Consider the following 14,806-nt stretch of genomic DNA (forward strand, 5'->3'; position numbering starts at 1 on the left):
GCAGGTCGACCCCCACTCCGTCTCGGCTCCGCCGAGCCACCTCTCCCCCGATCGACGGAGTAGAGGAAGGGCTCGAGCCTATTGCCGCCAACGCTTTCCAACGAGGCTCCCTTCCTTTCCCTCCGGAGGGGGAAGGTGGCGGTGCGAAGCAGCGACGGATTGAGGAAGCCGGTCCTCGAACGCGAGGCCGACGACGACATGGTTTTGCTGTCAGGCCGCGCCTACTTCACCGACACGCTCTGCCCACCCTCGACCGCCAGCACCAGCCGGCGGTTGGTGATCCGCGCCAGTTGCGCCAGCCGTCCGGCCGGGCGTTCGCCGTAAAGATCGGAAAGTGAGGCCGGCAGCACCAGCGCCAACGTGCCATTGCCGCGGTTTTCCCATTTCAGCCGCGGCATGACGCCGGGCATGGCCGCCGTCAGCAGATAGACGACGCGCAGCACCGCCGCCAGGATGCGGGCGCGCTCGAGATAGCGCGGCGTCGCCAGGCCGCGGATTTCCGGCGCCGCATCGTTGAACACGCCTTCGTGGCGGAACAGGCCGACCAGCGCCAGGAAGGCACGGCCGGGGTGATCGACGCCAATGAAGGAGGCGTGGGCAATGATGTTGAGCGACTGCTTGCCGCGATATTCCGGGTGTGCGCGCCAGCCTATATCGGCCAGCAGACAGGCAGCGTGGCGATAGCGCGCCTCATCCTCCGTCTCGTCGATGCCGAAGGCGGCAAAGGTCTTGTCCGTCCATTCGACAAGCTCATGCGCATGGGTGACCGAGCGCGACCGCAGCCGCGCCAGTTCCTCCGAAGCGGAGACCAGCGGATCGGCCTTCTGCTCGGCAGGGTCGAGCAGCGAATAGAGAAACCCTTCGCGCACGCCCAATGCCGAGACGATGATCTTCGACGGCTGCATCGCCGCCATGATCTCCTGCAGCACGACCGCGCCATAGGGCAGCAGCGAACGGCGGTTCTTCGACACGCCTTCGATGCCCTTGACCTTCTCGATCTCGCCTTTCGCCACCTGCTTCAGGAAATTGGCGGCGCTGTCGACACCGATCTCATAGTGGTGCATGACGCCAAGCGGGTAGTTGGTCATTTCCATGTGCAGCCGGGCAAGGTTTCGCCAGGTGCCGCCAACGGCGTAGAAGGGCCGTCCCTGCCCGCCCTTCAACAATTTGGCGCGCGCCAGTTCGTCGCGGGTGATCTTTGCCGCCTGGGCGAGCGAATTCCTGGCCATGTCCTGCAGCCGCAGGCCACCCAGCGGCAGCGTGATGCCGTCGCCGATCGCCTCGCCATTGATGTCGATAAGCTCCAGGCTGCCGCCGCCAAGATCGCCGGCAATGCCATTGGCGGGGTGGAAGCCCGAAATGACGCCAAGCGCCGAATAATGCGCCTCCTGCCGGCCAGTGAGCACGCGGATCTCGGTCTTGAGCACATCCTGGGCGCGGTGGATGAAATCGGGGCCGTTGATCGCTTCGCGGGCCGCGGCCGTTGCCAGCACAAACATGTGCTCCGCACCCGCCTGGTCGGAGAGCGCGCGGAAACGGCGGAACTCCTCCATCGAGCGCGTCACCGCCTCGGGGTCGAGCTTGCCGGTCGAAACGATGCCGCGGCCGAGGCCGGCCAGCATCTTTTCGTTGAACAGCAAGGTCGGCGAGCGCGCCAACCCTTCATAGACGACAAGGCGGATCGAGTTCGAGCCGATGTCGATGATGGACAGCGGCCGGCGATCCTGCAGCCGGCCTTGGGACGTTGAAATCATGAGCCGCTGTTCTTCTTGCGACGCTTGAACTGCGCGATGCGCTTGGGCGCATGCGACTTCAGCGCGTCACCCCGTCCCGACAGGCTCGGATTGGTCATGAAATATTCCTGCGCGTTGAACGGTTCCTCACCCTCATCCAGCACGACGCGCCGGGAGGTTCCGTCAGCCAATACGTCGAAACTTTGCTGGTTGTCCATGATGTTGCCCAGCATGATCTGGCCAAGGATCTGTTCATGCACCGTCGGATTGGTGATCGGCACCATGGTCTCGACGCGGCGGTCGAGATTGCGTGGCATCAAGTCGGCCGAGGCGATGTAGACGATCGCCTCGTCCGACGGCAGGCCATGGCCGTTGCCGAAGCAATAGATGCGGCTGTGTTCGAGGAAGCGGCCGACGATCGACTTGACTCTGATGTTTTCCGACAGGCCGGGCACCTGCGGCCGCAGGCAGCAGATGCCGCGCACGACGAGATCGATCTCCACGCCGGCACGGCTGGCGTCATAGAGCGCATCAATGATGTTGGGATCGACGAGCGCGTTCATCTTCATCCAGATGCGCGCCGGACGGCCAGCCAGCGCGTAGGCGACCTCGTCGGCAATGTGCTTGAGGATACGGCTGCGCAGCGTAAACGGCGAGATGGCGATCCGCATCTCATCGGTCGGCTCGGCATAGCCGGTGATGAAGTTGAACAGCTGGGCGACATCGCGCGCGATCGTCGGATCGGTGGTGAAGAAGGACAGGTCGGTGTAGATGCGCGCGGTCACCGGATGGTAGTTGCCGGTGCCGAGATGCACATAGTTGCGCAGCTTGCCGTCCTCACGCCGCACCACGAGCGACATTTTCGCATGGGTTTTCAGTTCGAGGAAGCCGAACACGACCTGGACGCCGGCGCGTTCGAGGTCGCGCGCCCAGCGGATGTTGGCTTCCTCGTCGAAGCGCGCCTTGAGCTCGACCAGGGCGGTCACCGACTTGCCGGCCTCGGCCGCGTCGACCAAGGCGCGCACGATCGGGCTGTCGTTGGAGGTGCGGTAGAGCGTCTGCTTGATTGCCACCACCTCCGGGTCGGCCATCGCCTGGCGCAGGAACTGGACCACCACGTCGAAGGATTCATAGGGGTGGTGGACGACGATGTCCTTCTCGCGGATGGCCGCGAAACAGTCGCCGCCATGCTCGCGGATGCGCTCGGGAAAGCGCGGATTGTAGGGGGTGAACTTCAGGTCGTCGCGCGGCACGGCGACGATCTCGGAAATCTGGCTGAGCGCCAGCGGGCCGGTCAGAACGCTGATGCGGCTCGAAGAGACGCCAAGCTCGCCGGCGACGAACTCGCGCAATTCGCCGGGCATCGACTTGTCGAATTCGATGCGGATGACCGAACCGCGGCGGCGCCGCTTCAGCGCCGTCTCGAACAGGCGCACGAGATCTTCCGACTCTTCCTCGACCTCGATATCGCTGTCCCGGATGATGCGGAAGGTGCCGGAACCCTTGACCTCATAGCCGGGGAACAGCTTGCCGATATAGAGGCCGACAGCCTCCTCCAACGGAATGAAGCGAACGTGCTGCTTGCGGTCGGGCAGACGGATGAAGCGCTTCAGCGCCACCGGCAGGCGCAGAAGCGCGCTCATCTCCTCGCCATTCTTGCGATGGCGCAATTGCAGCGCCATCGAGAAGCCGAGATTGGGAATGAACGGAAACGGATGCGCCGGGTCGATCGACAGTGGAGTCAGGACCGGGAAGACCTGGTCCTGGAAATGATCTTCCAGCCAGACTTTCTCATCCTTGGTCAGTGCATCGCGGGTGATGCTCTCAATGCCTTCCTTGTTGAGCAGCAACATCAGCGCCGAAAGGCTGTTCTGCTGGTCCTCCTGCAGCCGCTCGACCTCGCGCAGCAATTGTTCCAGCTGCTGCTCCGGCGTGCGGCCGTCGGGGCTCTTGAGCGCAATGCCTTCGCGCACCTGGCCCGCAAGGCCGGCGACGCGGACCATGAAGAATTCATCGAGATTGGCGGCCGAAATCGACAGGAAACGGACGCGTTCGAGCAGCGGATGGTGCTCGTTCTGTGATTCCTCGAGCACACGCCGGTTGAACTGCAGCCAGGAGAACTCACGGTTGACGAACCGATCGGGGTTGCCGCCCTCGGGGCTCGCCACCTCGACATTGATGAATTCGCTCTGCACCGGCTTCAGTTCGTTCATGGTTCCTGCTCTTCCCCGCCAACCGTCCCTTGGAGCGCCGCTGGACGTGCCATGCCTCTAACACGCTTTTGTGACGCATGGCCCTTCGGCGAAAACCATTCCGATTTCAGGGACATGCACTTAACCGGCTCACCGTATCCTCTGACAGGCTTTTGCGACAGTTTCATTTCATCGATCTTGCAAACAGGTCTGTTATGTTCCAGATGCTTTTCGACGAGATCAAGGAGACGACGATGGCAGGCGGTTCCATTCCCCACTTCCAGAACGATGCGGGCCATCCGGCAATCGACATCGGCGTCAAGGAATTCATGTGCACCGGCGCCAACCCGCCCTTCGACCATCCACACGTGTTCCTCGACATGGGCGACGACAATGAAAAGGTCTGCCCCTATTGCTCGACGCTCTACCGCTATTCGGCGAAGCTGAGGGCGACGGAAACGCTGCCGGCCGGTTGCCTTTATATCGACCAGGCCGCCTGATCCTTCCGCGACAAGCCCGATGGAAGACATCAGGTCCCGGCAGGTCATAATCGCCGGGGCCGGCATCGCCGGGCTGACCGCTGCCCTTGCCTTCGCCGGACGGCGTTATCCGGTAAAGCTGATCGAACAGGCACAGCACCTAGACGCGGCCGGCGCCGGCATCCAGCTTTCGCCCAACGCAACACGCATTCTTGGAAAACTCGGCGTGCTCGACCGGCTGCTGCCCGCAGCGTTGCGGCCGGAAGCGGTCGTGCTCAAGGACGCCGGGACGCTGCGCGAACTGGCGCGGGTACCGCTTGGGCAAGCCGCCGAAGCGCGCTGGCAGGCGCCTTATCTCGTCGCTCACCGCGCCGATCTGCAGGCAGCGCTGCTGGCGCAAATGGCCGAACGGCCGGAGATTGAGCTCATCACCGGCGCCCGCGTGACCCGCATCGTCAAAGACGCGCAATATGTCGCCGTGACCGCCGAAGTGGACGGCCGCGAGATCGAGGCACGCGGCAAACTGCTGGTCGGCTCCGACGGCGTCTGGTCGGCAGTCAGGGCGCAACTCGCAGGCGAGGACTTCGTCAAAAGCCGTTTTTCGGGCGAACTCGCCTGGCGAGTCACGATCGCGGCCGAGAGCGCCGCCGGCGAAGCCTTTGTCGCGATCGGCGCCGCCGACTGCGTCACCACGTTCCTGCATCCAGGCTTCCACATGGTCGCCTATCCCGTCAGCAAAGGCCGGGCCTTCAATCTCGCCGCCTTCACCAAGGGTGAGCGCATGGCCGAAGGTTGGTCGGGCCATGCCGATCCCGCGATCCTCACGGCTGCCCTGCGCGGCACCGCGCCGGGCCTGACGAAGCTCGTGGCACTGGCCGGCCCATGGACGGCCTTTCCGATCCACACCGTCGAACAACAGCGGTGGACGAGCCCGCAGGGCATCGCGCTGATCGGCGACGCTGCGCATGCGATGACGCCGTTTGCCGCACAGGGCGCGGCAATGGCGATCGAAGATGCCATCACGCTTGCCGACGCTATCGCCGATTTCCCTGGCGATCTGCTCAGAAGTTTTCAAATCTGGGAAAATCTTCGGCGGCCGCGTGTCGCCAAGGCCGCGCGTCGTGGGGCCGTAAACCGCCTCGCCTGGCATGCTGCCGGCCCGGTGGCGATCGCCCGCAATCTGTTCCTGGCCATGCGCTCGCCCGACAAGCTCGCCGCCGACCTCGACTGGCTCTATGGATGGCGAGCGGACACTCGGCAGTCTAGATCGTCGACGTAGCGATCCTTCCCACCCCCCTCTGTCCTGCCGGACATCTCCCCCCGCAAGGGGGGAGATTGGATGTCGCCGTCGCCTTCGCCAAAATCGCCGGCGTTGCAGCAGGAGCGCCGCGGGCAAAACGGCTGATCTCCCCCCTTGCGGGGGAGATGGCCGGCTGGCCAGAGGGGGGTGCTGTCCCGCTGACTTCAAAAGATCCAGCACTGTCGCGGTGCGATGAAGGACTGCTAGTTATGAAACCGCATTGAAAATCCCAGCGAGGCCGGCAGCGGGTTCCACCAGCCGGTGCGCAGGCCGGCGGTGCGCAGGCCGGCGGCTGTCCAGGTGTTGCAGCCGACCAGCGCGTTGAAATGGCCGTTCGCCTCGAAGAAGCGGTCGAAGCTGGAATAGGCGGCGTTCTCGATGACGACCGGACCATGCGGCCCTTGCTGGAAACTCGCGTCGATATAGTCGAGCAGCGCTGCAAAACGTTCCTCATCGATGTCGAAACCGGTGACAGCAGGGTGCGGCTCGGCGATGGCCCCGGCGATATCGACATGCATGACCGAGGCGTCCAGTGTCAGCGCCTTGAGGACGGGCACTGTCTTCAGCTGCGACCAGCTCGGCGTCTCCAGATAGAAGGCCCGGCCGCCCCAGCCAAAGACGATGTAGCGCACTTCCGGGGCGTCGACAGGGATGCCGGCAGCGACCAAGAAATGGAAGCGCCGGTGCACCTCGTCATCGACGGGAATGGCGATGTCGGTGTGGATCGGATTCTCCAGCACCAGAATATGGCGCGTGCCCTCACCCGCCGCTGACGCCGGCCACAGCGGACGCGGCACCAGCGTGCCGAGCGTGGCAGCGAGCGCGACCACAATAATCAGCATGGCCACGAAACGCAGGGCTTTTATCATGCGGCGGCGGCTTTGTGTTTCAATGGAGAAGATCAACCCCGGATAGCAAAAGAGCCCGGCCGCATTACGGCCGGGCTCTTTTGGTTCGCATGAAAATGCTCAGTGCAGGATCTGCGACAGAAACAGCTTCGTGCGCTCGTGGCGCGGATGGTCGAAGAACTCGGCCGGCGTGTTCTGTTCGACGATCTGGCCCTGATCCATGAAGATCACCCGGTTGGCGACCTTGCGGGCAAAGCCCATTTCGTGAGTGACGCACAGCATGGTCATGCCTTCCTCGGCCAGGCCCACCATCGTTTCCAGCACTTCCTTGATCATTTCTGGATCGAGCGCCGAGGTCGGCTCATCGAACAGCATGATGCGCGGGTTCATGCACAGCGAACGCGCGATCGCTACGCGCTGCTGCTGGCCGCCCGACAGCTGGCCCGGATATTTGTTGGCCTGTTCGGGGATCTTGACGCGCTTGAGGAAGTGCATCGCGATTTCCTCGGCCTGCTTCTTCGGCGTCTTGCGCACCCAGATCGGCGCCAGCGTGCAGTTCTCCAGGATGGTCAGATGCGGGAACAGGTTGAAGTGCTGGAACACCATGCCGACCTCGCGGCGCACCTCGTCGATCTTCTTGAGATCGTTGGTGAGTTCCTTGCCGTCGACGATGATCTTGCCCTTCTGGTGCTCTTCCAGCCGGTTGATGCAGCGGATCATGGTCGACTTGCCCGAGCCCGAAGGACCGCAGATGACGATGCGCTCGCCGCGCATCACCTTGAGGTTGATGTCCTTCAGCACATGGAACTCGCCATACCATTTGTGCATGCCGATGATGTCGATTGCGACATCGGTGGTCGAAATGTGCATCTTCTTGGCATCGACCTTGATCTCTTCGGCGCTGACGGCGTTTTCTATGACCATGGCAGGTTCCCCTTTTTGTTCTGTCTTTTAGCTATGATGCATGTCGTTGTCCCAAAACCGCTAAACACTTTTGGGCGACATGCATCAACGTTTGTGGCCGGTGTCGAGCCGGCGTTCCGTGTACATCGAATACCGCGACATGCCGAAGCAGAACAGCCAGAAGACGAAGGCTGCAAAGATGAGACCGGATCTCGCGGTCTGTGGCGTCGCCCAATTGGCGTCCGAGAAGTTCTGCTTGACGACGCCAAGCAGGTCAAACATCGAGATGATGATGACGAGGCTTGTGTCCTTGAACATGCCGATGAAGGTATTGACGATGCCGGGGATGACCAGCTTCAGTGCCTGCGGCAGCACGATCAGCACCATCTTCTGCCAGTAGCCCAGGCCAAGCGAATCCGCACCCTCATACTGGCCCTTGGGGATCGCCTGCAGGCCGCCGCGCACCACTTCCGCCATATAGGCCGCGGCAAACAGCGAGACGCCGATCAGCGCCCTGAGATATTTGTCGAACGAAACCCCGGCGGGCAGAAACAGCGGCAGCATGACGCTGGCAAAGAACAGAACGGTGATCAGCGGGATGCCGCGAACGAACTCGATGAAGACCACGCACAGTGTCTTGACGATCGGCATCTTGGAGCGCCGGCCGAGCGCCAGCACGATGCCCATCGGCAGCGACACGGCAATGCCGACAAAGGACAGGCTCAGCGTCACCAGCAGCCCGCCCCATAGCTGGGTCTCCACATGCGGCAGGCCGAAGATGCCGCCGACCAGGAGCACGAACGCGATGATCGGCAGTGCCAGGAATAGAAGAATGGCGTTCAACCCCTTGCGCGGCACACGTGGCATCAGCAACGGCACCAGCAGCGCCACGAACAGGACGGCGACCAGGATCGGCCGCCAGCGCTCTTCCAGGGGATAGCGGCCAAGCATCAACTGGCCGAACTTCGCGTTGACGAAGGCCCAGCAGGCGCCTGACCAGCCGTCCGGCTGGATTCCGCCTTGCGCCACCGTGGCGCATACAGTCCGGTCCGGCCCCGTCCACTGGGCGTTGATGAAGGCCCAGTTGACGATGGGCGGCACGATCATCACCACCAGCGCAATAGCCACTACAGTCAGGATGACGTCGCCCACCGAACCGATCAGGTTCTTGCGAACCCAGGCCAAAGGCCCCCGCACGCCGGCCGGGGCTTGTTGAGCGAGTGCCATTTCGGTCCGCACCCAGGAGGTATCATGTTCCTGCATGGTCTTACCTCTCCACCAGCGCCATCCTGGCGTTAACCACATTCATCACCGCCGACGTCACCAGGCTGATGATGAGATAGACGACCATCATGATCAGCACACCCTCGACCGCTTGACCGGTCTGATTCAGCACTGTGCCCGCGATCGCCGTCAGGTCGGGATAACCGATGGCGATGGCCAGCGACGAGTTCTTGGTCAGGTTGAGATACTGGCTGGTCAGCGGCGGGATGACAATCCGCATGGCTTGGGGAACGACGACAAGCCGCAGGATAGATCCCGGCCGCAGCCCCAGGGCGCCAGCCGCTTCGGTCTGACCCTTGCTGACGCCGAGAATGCCGGCGCGCACGATCTCGGCGATGAAGGAGGCCGTGTAACAGGACAGCGCCAAATAGAGAGACAGGAACTCCGGCCCGATCTGAAAGCCTCCGGTCAGGTTGAAGGTCGATTGTTTTGGAAAGTCGAAGCTCAAGGGAAAGCCGCTCAGCGCATAGGCCAGGAGCGGAAGGCCGACGATCAGCGCCGCCGAAGTCCAGAATACGGGAAACTGCTGGCCCGTTGCCATTTGCCGCTGGCGTGCCGTGCGCGCGACAAAAAAAGCCATGGCGATGCCGACAAGCAAGGCGACAAACATCAGCCAGGAGCCGTCGCCCCAGATAGCGCGCGGAAAATAGAAACCGCGTTGGTTGAGGAAAGAGCCGAACGGCAAATTGAAACTGTCGCGAGGCGCCGGCAGTACCGCGAGCACGCCTGAATACCAGAAGAAGATCACCAGCAGGGGCGGAATGTTGCGGAACACCTCGACATAGACCGTGCAAATCTTGCGAACCAGCCAGTTGCGCGATAACCGGCCGACGCCGACAATGAAGCCAATGATGGTCGCGGTGATAATGCCGGCAACGGCGACGATAATGGTGTTGATAAGCCCGACGACAATGGCCTGGCCATAGGTCGAATCAGAATCATAAGCGATGGGCCTGACTGGAATGTCAAAGCCTGCTCGGTTGTTCAGGAAGCCAAAACCGGAAGTAATATGCAGGCGCTGCAGGTTGACGATGACGTTGTGGACGATCCACCAGACGCCCGCCACCAGCAAGATGACAACCACCGCCTGGAAGAAAAACCCGCGGACTTTCGGATCGTTGATGAAGGAACCGCGGCTCGGCTCCTCGCGAAGAACTTCCTGCGATGCCATTGCTCATCCCCTGGAAAGAGAAACCGGAAGGCAGATGATCTGCCTTCCGGATCACATTTCGATCAGCGGATCGGCGGTGCGTATTGCAGGCCGCCCTTGGTCCACAGCGCATTGATGCCGCGCGCGATCTTCAGCGGGCTGCCGGTGCCGACATTGCGCTCGAACATCTCGCCGTAATTGCCGACTGCCTTGACGATGTTGACGACCCAGTCATTGCTCACGCCAAGGTCGGTTCCGATCTTGGTTTCGGCTTCCTGACCGAGCACGCGCTTGATCTCCGGATTATCCGAGGTCTTCATCTCTTCGACATTGGCCTGGGTGATGCCCAGTTCCTCTGCCTGCAACAGGGCGAAGTAGGTCCACTTGACGATGTGGTACCACTGGTCGTCCCCCTGGCGTACGGCGGGGCCGAGCGGCTCTTTGGAGATGATCTCGGGCAGCACGACATGGTCGGCCGGCGCACTCAGCGTCAGGCGGATGCCATAGAGGCCGGATTGGTCGGTGGTGTAGACGTCGCAGCGGCCGGCGTCATAGGCAGCGTTGACCTCTTCCAGCTTTTCGAAGACGACCGGGTTGTACTCCATCTTGTTCGCCTTGAAGTAATCGGCGAGGTTGAGCTCGGTGGTGGTGCCGCTCTGCACGCAGACTGCCGCACCTGAAAGCTGCAGCGCCGAATTGACGCCAGGCAGTTTCTTGGCGTTGATCATGAAACCCTGGCCGTCATAATAGGTGACGCCGATGAAGTTCAGGCCAAGCGCGGTATCGCGATTGATGGTCCATGTGGTGTTGCGCGACAGGAGATCGATCTCGCCCGACTGCAACGCGGTGAAGCGCTCCTTGGCGCTGAGCGGCGTGAACTTGACCTTGGAGGCATCGCCGAAGACTGCACCAGCGACAGCGCGGCAGAAATCCGCGTCGATGCCTTTCCAATCGCCTTTGTCGTCAGGCGCCGAGAAGCCGGCCAGGCCCGTCGAGACACCGCACTGGATGAAGCCCTTCGCCTTGACGGTATCGAGCGTTGTCGCCGACGCGGCCGAAGCCATCCATCCAAGCGCAGCGGCACCGAGAATGCCAATTGCAATATGTTTCATAACCCACAGACCCTTTTCTGTTTTCAGGTAAACCCTGATCCTCAGGCAAATCCTGATCTTTTCCCGCGTGAACCCGGCTCCCATCCGGCTCATTCCGGAACCTCGCGTCGTAACCGACGCCCGGCCCCTCCCATTCACGAACTGCATCGAAGGCGATTATCTCTGTGAGGTCAAGGGAAATGACCGTTTCACGACAGCTTTGAAAACCAATTGCCGCAAATGCCTGAATTGCGGACAACACCATCAGGAAAGCAGCAAGCCCCGCAAACAAAAACGGCAAAGTCCGTCGACGCTAATCCACATCCACTCATGAAATCCGCGGCTCTGGATTGCTACGCATTCCAGACTATTCATAAGGGAATTGGCCTATGCAAAGGGCACCACCTGGCGGGCGCCCGCTGTTGCACGGCCAATGCCGCCGCTCTATGGCTAGCGCGTTCACCACGAGGCGAAGAGCAATGGCGACTGACGGCAACGAGATGGGTATCAACACGCGGCTTGCCCATTCGGGCAACAATCCGCACGACTATTTCGGCTTCGTCAATCCGCCGATCGTGCATGCCTCGACCGTGCTCTATCCCAATGCGTCGGCGATGGCGGCGCGCAGCCAGAAATACACCTATGGCACACGCGGCACGCCGACCACCGATGCGTTGGCGCATGCTATCGACGCGCTGGAAGGCTCCGCCGGCACCATAATCGTGCCGTCGGGCCTGGCGGCGGTGACCGTTCCGTTGCTGGCGTTTCTCTCGGCAGGCGATCACATCCTGATTGTCGATTCCGTTTACCATCCGACCCGCAATTTCGCCGACACGATGCTGAAGCGGCTGGGTGTCGAGGTCGAGTATTACGATCCGCATGCCGGCGCCGGCATCGCCAGCTTGATCAAGCCGAACACCAAAGTCGTGTTTACGGAATCACCGGCCTCCAACACCTTCGAGGTGCAGGACGTTCCGGCGATCGCCAAGGCGGCGCATGAAACGGGCGCCATCGTCATGATGGACAACACCTGGGCAACGCCGCTCTACTTCCATCCGCTCGACCACGGCGTCGATATCTCGATCCATGCGGCGACGAAATATCCGGCCGGGCATTCGGACGTGCTGCTGGGCACAGTGTCTGCCAATGCCAACTGCTGGAAGCAGCTTTGCGAGACGTTCTACACGATGGGCTGCTGCGCCGGCCCCGACGACGTCTATCAAGTCCTGCGCGGCCTGCGCACGATGGGCGTTCGGCTGGATCACCATCAAAAGAGCGCGCTTGCCATTGCCGTCTGGCTTGAAGGCCAGCCCGGCGTGGCCCGCGTGCTGCACCCGGCGCTCCCCAGCCACCCCGACCACGCGGTGTGGAAGCGTGATTTTTCCGGCTCGAGCGGCATCTTTTCCATCGTGCTCAAAGGCGGCGGCCAGAGACAGCAGCATGCCTTCCTCGATGCCTTGAAAATCTTCGGTCTCGGCTATTCCTGGGGCGGCTATGAGAGCCTTGCCGTGCCGGTCTTCCTCGGCGACCGTACCGTCGCCAAGGGCCCCTATGACGGCCCGCTGATCCGGCTGCAGATCGGGCTCGAGGATGTCGAGGACCTCAAGGCCGATATCCTGCGCGGGCTGGAAGCGGCCGCTGCGGCATGACACCAGCAAACTTGCGAAGCTGATTCCGCTAGCCCGCTTAACCCGTTGAAAGGATTGGCGAGCGACTTTCGTAGGACGATCGACGTCGCAAAGCCGCTCATGGGTAGACCAAGCGCAATGTTATTTCCCCAACGCGCGCTTTTTCGGATCGGTTTGACTTTCAAAATCGTCGGCCCAACGCCATTGCAGGCGCTGCGCCCACAATTCCAGCCGGACTGAGCTTACCATGGCCTTTCGTCTCTTTGTCCCCATTCTCGCCGGCGCGACGCTGCGCGAGCGCCTCATCGCCTGCATCGGGGCGATGATCGGCATTGCGCTGACCGGCGCGATCGGCGCGCTGGTGCTTGGCAACGGCCCGCATGTGCCGCTGCTGGTGGCGCCGATGGGGGCTTCGGCGGTGCTGCTGTTTGCGGTGCCTGCAAGCCCGCTGGCGCAGCCATGGTCGATCATCGGCGGCAATACAATATCGGCGCTGGTCGGCGTGATCGTGGCCCATTTCGTCCATCAGCCCGTTCTCGCAACGGGCATTGCCGTGGCGATGGCGATCGCCGCCATGTCGTTCTCACGCTGCCTGCATCCGCCGGGCGGAGCCGCCGCACTGACCGCCGTGCTCGGCGGGCCGGCCGTGATCGGTGCCGGCTTCCTGTTTCCGTTCGTGCCGGTGGCGCTGAACTCCATGATGCTGGTCGCGCTCGGCTATGCTTTCCACAGGCTGTCGCGACGCAGCTACCCGCATGTGCCGGCCCCTGCCCCGAAAAGCACGCACGGAACCATCGATCCGCCGGCTCAGGAGCGCATCGGCTTCCGGGCCGAGGACATCGATGCCGCGCTGGCTGCGCTCGACGAGACCTTCGACATCGACCGCAACGATCTCGAACAACTGCTGCGACAGGTCGAACTGCAAGCGACGATGCGCGCACACCGAACCATGTTGTGCGAGGACATCATGTCGTGCGACGTGATTTCGGTCGATGAACACGCGTCCGCCGATCGGGCGCGTCATCTGCTGCTCGACCACAATATCCGCACGCTGCCGGTTGTAGACAAGGACGCCAGACTGGTCGGCACCGTTGGATTGAGGGAATTGGCGCGAGCCGACGAAGCCGTCGGAAGCGTTACGTCGACAGCGTCGACCGCCGCCGCCGGTACGCCCGCCATGGCCCTGCTACCGGTGCTCACCGACGGCCGCACCCATGCAGTCATCATCGTGGACGGGGACAGCCGCATCCTTGGCCTGATCACGCAGACCGATCTGCTTGCGGCAACGGCACGAGCGCAGGCTGCTGACAAGCCGCTGGCGGAAGCAGTATTCTAGGCGCCGTCGGAGCCGGGCGAAAATGGCCGGGAACCTTTTGCCGGCGATGTTATCCAATGTCTTGATCGAGGTTTCGAACGGGGATTGGATCGAGGAACTGGCCATGCCTGCTATGTCTCTACCAATGCCCACTGCTGCCTCAAGCGAGATGCTTCTCGTGCGCCGCGCGCTGGCACGCGAAGGCAACGCCTTCCGCATCATCATGAAGACCCATAATCAGCGGCTCTATCGCATCGCTCGCGGGGTGGTGCGCAACGATGCTGAAGCCGAGGACGTCGTCCAGGAGGCCTATGTCAGAGCCTTTGCCCATCTCGATGCCTTTCGCGGGGAGTCCTCATTGGCCACCTGGCTGTCGCGCATCGTCATCAACGAGGCGCTCGGTCGTCTGCGCAAAAGGCGGCGGACGGTGGCGAAAAACCCGCAAGCCGAAATCATCCAGTTCCCCCTCAATCCCAGCGACGATCCGGAGCGGACGATGGCGCAGCGGCAGATCCTCGAGTTGGTGGAACGGGCGACCGACAGCCTACCCGATGTTTATCGGACGGTGTTCGTGGCGCGGGTTATCGAGGGGCTCAGTATCGAGGAGACCGCCGAGCTGCTTGGCGTGCGGCCGGAAACCGTCAAGACAAGGCTACACCGCGCCCGCGCCCTGGTACGCAAGGCACTCGACGACCAGATCGGGCCGGTGCTGCTCGACGCCTTCCCGTTTGCCGGCCGGCGCTGCGACAGGCTGACCAGCGCCGTCATGCAGCGGCTCGGCCTGGAGAGCTGATCATCGCTGATTTGGCCGATTTCCCCGGGAACGTTTGCCGCCGCTGCGCATCCAATGACCGTCAACTGAAAAACACGGCCCGGCGCGATC

Annotated in this window: 12 protein-coding genes; 5 read left to right on the top strand and 7 right to left on the bottom strand. The window is 62.4% G+C overall.

What is annotated here, in order from left to right:
* Nucleotides 1–221: 221 nt before the first annotated feature.
* Nucleotides 222–1,754 carry an exopolyphosphatase gene (gene ppx / locus X750_RS148325; RefSeq protein ID WP_023705699.1) on the bottom strand — a complete coding sequence of 511 codons (1,533 nt, stop codon included), beginning with the start codon at nt 1,752–1,754 and terminating at the stop codon, nt 222–224.
* Nucleotides 1,751–3,946, bottom strand: a complete 2,196-nt coding sequence (locus tag X750_RS148320; protein ID WP_023705698.1) for an RNA degradosome polyphosphate kinase — start codon at nt 3,944–3,946, stop codon at nt 1,751–1,753. Before X750_RS148320 ends, ppx begins: the two co-directional genes overlap by 4 nt.
* A 233-nt stretch (nt 3,947–4,179) precedes the next feature.
* On the opposite strand from X750_RS148320, the gene X750_RS148315 reads away from it, so the two are divergent.
* Complete coding sequence (locus tag X750_RS148315) at nt 4,180–4,425, top strand: zinc-finger domain-containing protein (RefSeq protein WP_023705697.1); 246 nt, start codon at nt 4,180–4,182, stop codon at nt 4,423–4,425.
* A 19-nt stretch (nt 4,426–4,444) separates the two neighbouring features.
* Nucleotides 4,445–5,683, top strand: a complete 1,239-nt coding sequence (locus X750_RS148310; protein WP_023743011.1) for an FAD-dependent monooxygenase — start codon at nt 4,445–4,447, stop codon at nt 5,681–5,683.
* 224 nt (nt 5,684–5,907) lie between these two features.
* On the opposite strand, the gene X750_RS148305 is transcribed toward X750_RS148310, so the two are convergent.
* From X750_RS148305 to X750_RS148285, 5 genes are all read right to left on the bottom strand, one after another.
* Nucleotides 5,908–6,573: a TIGR02117 family protein gene (locus tag X750_RS148305; protein WP_023705695.1), complete on the bottom strand. Its 666-nt coding sequence runs from the start codon at nt 6,571–6,573 to the stop codon at nt 5,908–5,910.
* 99 nt (nt 6,574–6,672) lie between these two features.
* Nucleotides 6,673–7,476, bottom strand: coding sequence for an amino acid ABC transporter ATP-binding protein (locus tag X750_RS148300; RefSeq protein ID WP_023671483.1), 804 nt, complete (start codon nt 7,474–7,476; stop codon nt 6,673–6,675).
* Between the two features lie 84 nt (nt 7,477–7,560).
* A complete protein-coding gene (locus X750_RS148295) occupies nt 7,561–8,718 on the bottom strand; it encodes an amino acid ABC transporter permease (RefSeq protein WP_023705694.1) in 1,158 nt (385 codons plus the stop codon).
* 4 nt (nt 8,719–8,722) lie between these two features.
* Nucleotides 8,723–9,910 carry an amino acid ABC transporter permease gene (locus X750_RS148290; RefSeq protein ID WP_023671481.1) on the bottom strand — a complete coding sequence of 396 codons (1,188 nt, stop codon included), beginning with the start codon at nt 9,908–9,910 and terminating at the stop codon, nt 8,723–8,725.
* A gap of 62 nt (nt 9,911–9,972) precedes the next feature.
* A complete protein-coding gene (locus X750_RS148285; RefSeq protein WP_023671480.1) occupies nt 9,973–11,001 on the bottom strand; it encodes an amino acid ABC transporter substrate-binding protein in 1,029 nt (342 codons plus the stop codon).
* A gap of 458 nt (nt 11,002–11,459) precedes the next feature.
* On the opposite strand from X750_RS148285, the gene X750_RS148280 reads away from it, so the two are divergent.
* The 3 genes from X750_RS148280 to X750_RS148270 all read left to right on the top strand — a co-directional run bounded on the left by X750_RS148280 (nt 11,460) and on the right by X750_RS148270 (nt 14,716).
* Nucleotides 11,460–12,629, top strand: a complete 1,170-nt coding sequence (locus X750_RS148280; RefSeq protein ID WP_023705693.1) for a cystathionine beta-lyase — start codon at nt 11,460–11,462, stop codon at nt 12,627–12,629.
* Nucleotides 12,630–12,855: 226 nt separating this feature from the next.
* Complete coding sequence (locus X750_RS148275; RefSeq protein WP_023671478.1) at nt 12,856–13,944, top strand: HPP family protein; 1,089 nt, start codon at nt 12,856–12,858, stop codon at nt 13,942–13,944.
* 103 nt (nt 13,945–14,047) lie between these two features.
* Entirely contained in the window at nt 14,048–14,716 is a 669-nt protein-coding gene (locus X750_RS148270; RefSeq protein ID WP_023747765.1) for an RNA polymerase sigma factor, read from the top strand.
* Nucleotides 14,717–14,806: the final 90 nt, after the last annotated feature.

It is taken from the genome of Mesorhizobium sp. LNJC391B00 (genome assembly GCF_000502535.1).
Lineage (GTDB): Bacteria > Pseudomonadota > Alphaproteobacteria > Rhizobiales > Rhizobiaceae > Mesorhizobium.

Bases quoted from the DNA above. Each gene is read 5' to 3' on its own strand.
- ppx (WP_023705699.1), bottom strand. From the start codon at position 1,754: ATGATTTCAACGTCCCAAGGCCGGCTGCAGGATCGCCGGCCGCTGTCC.
- X750_RS148320 (WP_023705698.1), bottom strand. From the start codon at position 3,946: ATGAACGAACTGAAGCCGGTGCAGAGCGAATTCATCAATGTCGAGGTG.
- X750_RS148315 (WP_023705697.1), top strand. From the start codon at position 4,180: ATGGCAGGCGGTTCCATTCCCCACTTCCAGAACGATGCGGGCCATCCG.
- X750_RS148310 (WP_023743011.1), top strand. From the start codon at position 4,445: ATGGAAGACATCAGGTCCCGGCAGGTCATAATCGCCGGGGCCGGCATC.
- X750_RS148305 (WP_023705695.1), bottom strand. From the start codon at position 6,573: ATGATAAAAGCCCTGCGTTTCGTGGCCATGCTGATTATTGTGGTCGCG.
- X750_RS148300 (WP_023671483.1), bottom strand. From the start codon at position 7,476: ATGGTCATAGAAAACGCCGTCAGCGCCGAAGAGATCAAGGTCGATGCC.
- X750_RS148295 (WP_023705694.1), bottom strand. From the start codon at position 8,718: ATGCAGGAACATGATACCTCCTGGGTGCGGACCGAAATGGCACTCGCT.
- X750_RS148290 (WP_023671481.1), bottom strand. From the start codon at position 9,910: ATGGCATCGCAGGAAGTTCTTCGCGAGGAGCCGAGCCGCGGTTCCTTC.
- X750_RS148285 (WP_023671480.1), bottom strand. From the start codon at position 11,001: ATGAAACATATTGCAATTGGCATTCTCGGTGCCGCTGCGCTTGGATGG.
- X750_RS148280 (WP_023705693.1), top strand. From the start codon at position 11,460: ATGGCGACTGACGGCAACGAGATGGGTATCAACACGCGGCTTGCCCAT.
- X750_RS148275 (WP_023671478.1), top strand. From the start codon at position 12,856: ATGGCCTTTCGTCTCTTTGTCCCCATTCTCGCCGGCGCGACGCTGCGC.
- X750_RS148270 (WP_023747765.1), top strand. From the start codon at position 14,048: ATGCCTGCTATGTCTCTACCAATGCCCACTGCTGCCTCAAGCGAGATG.